General features: G+C 70.3%; 1 protein-coding gene. It reads right to left on the reverse strand.

Annotation, left to right across the window (positions count from 1 at the left end; all coding sequences use genetic code 11):
* Positions 1 to 229, reverse strand: a 229-nt coding sequence (locus KVS69_RS20920; RefSeq protein ID WP_217540279.1) for a hypothetical protein, incomplete at both ends; no start/stop codon positions are given.

Raw genomic sequence — 229 nt, forward strand, 5'->3', positions numbered from 1 at the left:
AAGGCGCCCTTGCCAACCGTTTCGATCGTGCCCAGGCCACCCTTGCGCGCGACGTCCTTGCCCAGCGTCACCAGCGCGCTGCCGGCCTCGGCGGCAATCGACTGGATGGTGCGCTCGCCGGCCGCTTCCGCGATGCGCACGGTGCAGGCGACGAGCCTGCCCACCTCCAACACGGGCGCGTCCATCGCACACTTGGCGAGCGTGCCCAATGACAGGTCACCGGCCTGCA

It is taken from the genome of Stenotrophomonas sp. GbtcB23 (assembly GCF_019091045.1).
GTDB classification, from domain to species: Bacteria; Pseudomonadota; Gammaproteobacteria; order Xanthomonadales; family Xanthomonadaceae; genus Stenotrophomonas; species Stenotrophomonas rhizophila_A.